Source organism: Cupriavidus sp. IDO (assembly GCF_000812465.1).
Lineage (GTDB): Bacteria > Pseudomonadota > Gammaproteobacteria > Burkholderiales > Burkholderiaceae > Cupriavidus.
The window spans coordinates 1-3,625 of the sequence record NZ_JWMA01000133.1; the positions used below are offsets into that span (position 1 = coordinate 1).

The 3,625-nt window shown below is 62.9% G+C and carries 4 protein-coding genes and 1 pseudogene; 2 read left to right on the forward strand and 3 right to left on the reverse strand.

The annotated features are described in order from the left end of the window. Together RM96_RS28470 and RM96_RS37845 are read left to right on the forward strand one after the other, a co-directional pair. A partial coding sequence (locus RM96_RS28470) for a porin (protein ID WP_039015087.1) occupies positions 1–446 on the forward strand: 446 nt, incomplete at its 5' end. 522 nt (positions 447–968) lie between these two features. Beyond that, positions 969–1,382 carry a GNAT family N-acetyltransferase gene (locus RM96_RS37845; protein WP_238587457.1) on the forward strand — a complete coding sequence of 138 codons (414 nt, stop codon included), beginning with the start codon at positions 969–971 and terminating at the stop codon, positions 1,380–1,382. A 224-nt stretch (positions 1,383–1,606) separates the two neighbouring features. Here RM96_RS37845 and RM96_RS28475 read toward each other — a convergent pair whose 3' ends face one another. From RM96_RS28475 to RM96_RS39000, 3 genes and pseudogenes are all read right to left on the reverse strand, one after another. After that, positions 1,607–2,947 carry a cytochrome-c peroxidase gene (locus RM96_RS28475; RefSeq protein WP_052279805.1) on the reverse strand — a complete coding sequence of 447 codons (1,341 nt, stop codon included), beginning with the start codon at positions 2,945–2,947 and terminating at the stop codon, positions 1,607–1,609. Positions 2,948–2,972: 25 nt separating this feature from the next. Then, on the reverse strand, positions 2,973–3,416 hold the full coding sequence (locus RM96_RS28480; RefSeq protein WP_052279806.1) for a FixH family protein: 444 nt from the start codon (positions 3,414–3,416) through the stop codon (positions 2,973–2,975). 123 nt (positions 3,417–3,539) lie between these two features. Next, positions 3,540–3,625: pseudogene (locus RM96_RS39000) on the reverse strand (IS5/IS1182 family transposase); the annotation flags it as partial.

Genomic DNA, 3,625 nt, shown 5'->3' on the forward strand with positions numbered 1-3,625 from the left:
CGTTCTCGGTGGGCGCCGCCTATGACCAGTTCCAGGGCAGCACCCTGGCTTCGGCGGACCTGACCGCCAAGCGCGCCGCGATTGGCGCCTCGTATGCCATTGGCGATGCCAAGGCGTTCGCTGGCTACCGCTGGATGCGCGATGAAGTGACCACCGGTACGGCCCGTCACGACAATCTGTACTGGCTCGGCGCGCTATACAAGTTCACCCCGGCCTTCACCCTGACTGGCGCGGCTTACTATACGGATGCCCGCACCGACAGCAAGGATTCGTGGATGTTTGTACTGAACGCCGACTACGCCTTTTCCAAGCGCACCGATGCGTATCTGCTGCTGGGTTATGTCAACAACAAGGGCAATGCCACCTTCGGCGTGACCGGAACGGCCAATACCTTGCCGGGTCAGAACCAAACGGGCGCCATGGTCGGCGTGCGCCACCGCTTCTAATTCACCGCGTGGCGCGCCCTTCGTGCGCGCCCCACAACCGCGCCTATCGACCTTGACTTGTCATTGGGTTCAAGGACGTTTGGCCGGAAGCGAAGCCGGCCATTTTTCGCCTGTTGCCCGGCATGAGGCTGGCGTCAGTCGCCGTTCAGCGCACGGGAGGTTGCCGACGCGGCCCGTGTTCGCGCTGACAGTCAGCGCAGTTTCGAATACCAGTTATTTGTAGATGAGCGGAAGGTGTTCGGCGATTCAAGTGGCCTGCTCCGACGCGATGCGTAGCTCAATCGGGTGATAGCAATGTCCAAGTATCGCTCGGATACTTACTCTCGACAGTCGTCGAGGGACATTCCACTTGGAAGCCATGGGGCTATCCGGCACAGTGCGCCTTTTTCATAGACTCAATCTGGCAGCGAACGGTGAGCTTCGACAGACCATTGGCATGGTGGGTACGTGGGCATCGCAGTCCGATGGCAGGGTTTGAGGGAGTATCGTGTTGTGTTGAGAACCATTTCGATTCGTGCCGCCATGACCGGCGAATGGCGGTTACTTGTCGGCATTCTGGAGACATGCGGTCTCGACGCTTCTGACGTTGACCCGTTTGGGACAACTTTCCACATTGCCGCAGGAGGCGGCTTGCTGCTAGGATGCGCTGGCGCCGAACGGCATGGCGACGCTGTCATTGTGGGCCCCGTTGCGGTGCTTCCCGAGTTCCAAGGCCAAGGTATCGCTTCGCATCTCGTCCGCGCTATCTTGATGAGAGCGCGGGCCAGCGGTTGCCGCCAGGCAGTGTCCTTGTGGAATGGTTGTGCGAGCTACTTTGGCCGACATGGCTTTCTGCTCGTTCCACGAAACCAGTTGCCAGATGAAGTGCGAGCCTCGAAGGCGTTTCAACGGCACGAGGGCTTAACACTGTACTGCATGCGGTGTGACCTGGCCTAGGGGACCTAGCCAGGGCGCGGGGCCAGTCGCTTACCTCCGCTATGGGTTCTGGCCGAAAACATCGGAAGCGTTCGCCCCCTAACAGCGGAGTCTCTTTCGTGGCGCGCCGGCTGCGTCGTCAACGCCATGGCAATCGATGCCGAGTTTGCGAGGCTGCGTCCATTTCTGCGTCCATTTTCCCCCGTGCAAACGCGGCCGAAGTGACCCGGCGACCCTCTCGGTTCTTATCGAGCAGGACGCTCCATGATGGGACCCGAAAGGCTACGCAGGAACGCGACAACGTCTCGCATCTCCTCCTCCGTCAGGCGGATGGGCTTGCGCTCAGCGCGCCCTCCGCCACCGAGTGGCAGCTCGGAATGACCCATAGCCGCTGCCGGCGAATGCACGTAGTGTGTCACTACCTCGTCCAAGGTCGCGAGCTGGCCGGCGTGCATGTACGGAGCCCGAAGTTCCACGTTGCGCAAGCTCGGTGTCTTGAAGGCGCCTTCCATGCCCGGTTCGTCGGTCACCATGAAGCTCAGCTCCTGGCAGGCTTGCGCAGGCGCGTCGCTGTAGCGGCTCAGGCAGTTGAACTCGTCGGCCAGAACCTTGGCTGTGGCAGGCGCGCGGCCACGGTCTGGGCGTGCTGGCTCTCTGGGCGGGACGCCCGTGTTGTGGAAGGCTTGGTCGGTCAGGAGCGGGCCGTTGTGGCACGTCGCGCATTGCGCCTTGCCGATGAACAGACGCAGGCCATTGACCTCCTGGGTCGATAACAATTGGGGGCCCGCGCGCTCACCTATGAGAACCGCTTCAACGTACTGGTCGAAGCGGGACGCGCCGTAGGTCACTGTCCGCTCGTAGGCCGCGATGGCCTTCCCAAGGTTCGCGAAGACGCGGTTGACAGCATCACGTTGCGCGTTCGTCAGCCGAGACCAGGCCCGCTTCTCGTCGGCGCTGCCAAGTGGGCTCGCGTCGGCCGGCAGGTCCTGCAGGTTCGGGAGGGCGCCAAACAGCGACTCATACTCCCGCTGGTAGTGCGTTCGCACGACCCGGGCGAACTGGACGCGGTTGCCGCCGTGCTCGACGCTATCCTCTAACGGACCCAATGCTTGGGACCACTGGCTGTCCTTGCGGCCGTCCCAAAACAAGAACGGGCTGTACGCCGTCGCTGCGACTGGCATAGTGCGGCGCTTTCCGACGCCAACGCCCCTTCCGACGGGCAGGCTGTCCTGGAACTGGCGGTCGGGCGCATGGCAACTGGCGCACGACACCGCCCCGTTGCTAGATAGGCGTGCATCGGCGAACAATCGCTTGCCGAGCGCGACCGCTTCCGGCTTGTCCGCCACGGCGTTCGACGGGTCGCGCGGCGGCGCAGGAAGCTTGTTCAGGCTCATCGAGGACAGGACGGCCCGTTCCTCCTTCGACCACGAGTCGAGGTGGTCCGTGGCGCCGTCAGCGCGTCCAAAGCCGATGAGCAAGGCAAGCGGTGCCAGGACCACGACCACAGCGGCGAGTGCGCCCGTCAGCCTTGCGCGCTGGCTTGCCTGCCGTGACGCAGGCAGCCAGGATTTGTGGAGCTGGCTCATGAAACTGTCTCCTTGACCCTGACGCTTAGCGCTGAAGCCCGGAGTCCCCGACGATGACGTTGAACACGGCTCCGTCGGTCACATCCCCGGCCTGAATTGCCAAACGCATGTCCCACCAGCCGGTCATGCTGAACTTCATGCCTTCGAGTGCGTAGACACCAGGCGCTACCTCGCGTGTGATGCGGGGCTTGGTAGGGAAGCCGTGGCCGTGCTGCGGCATGCCCCCGTCGAAGCCAATCGTGGCTCGCGACACAGGCTTTCCATCGAGTGTCTCTAGATGCACCTGCCAGGCGTGCATCTGGTTAATAGCTGGCCCCATAGCCGGGGGGGCCATGCGGACCACGAACTTGCCTTCGGAGCTCGGATGCTGCAGCGAAAGGTCAAGGTTCGCTGGCGGTGTGCCGCAGGCGGCAGTGAGAAGGGCGAAGCCGACTGCGGCGAGCGCGGTCGGCGCTGAGCGCTTGAACATGGTTGGGGTCCTTTACAATGGCAATGGAATGAGTAAGGTCCGGGTGCCCCAATGAGGCACCTGAAGAGGCTGTCGGGAATCCGGTGGCGCCTTCGACGGCGCGTCGTGGTCGCTAGGGTCTGTTCACAATTGAACCAATGGTCCGAAGGCGCAGGCGAGCGATGCGAAGACGAGATAGCTGTCGGCTCGCTTGTCGTACCGAGTGGAGA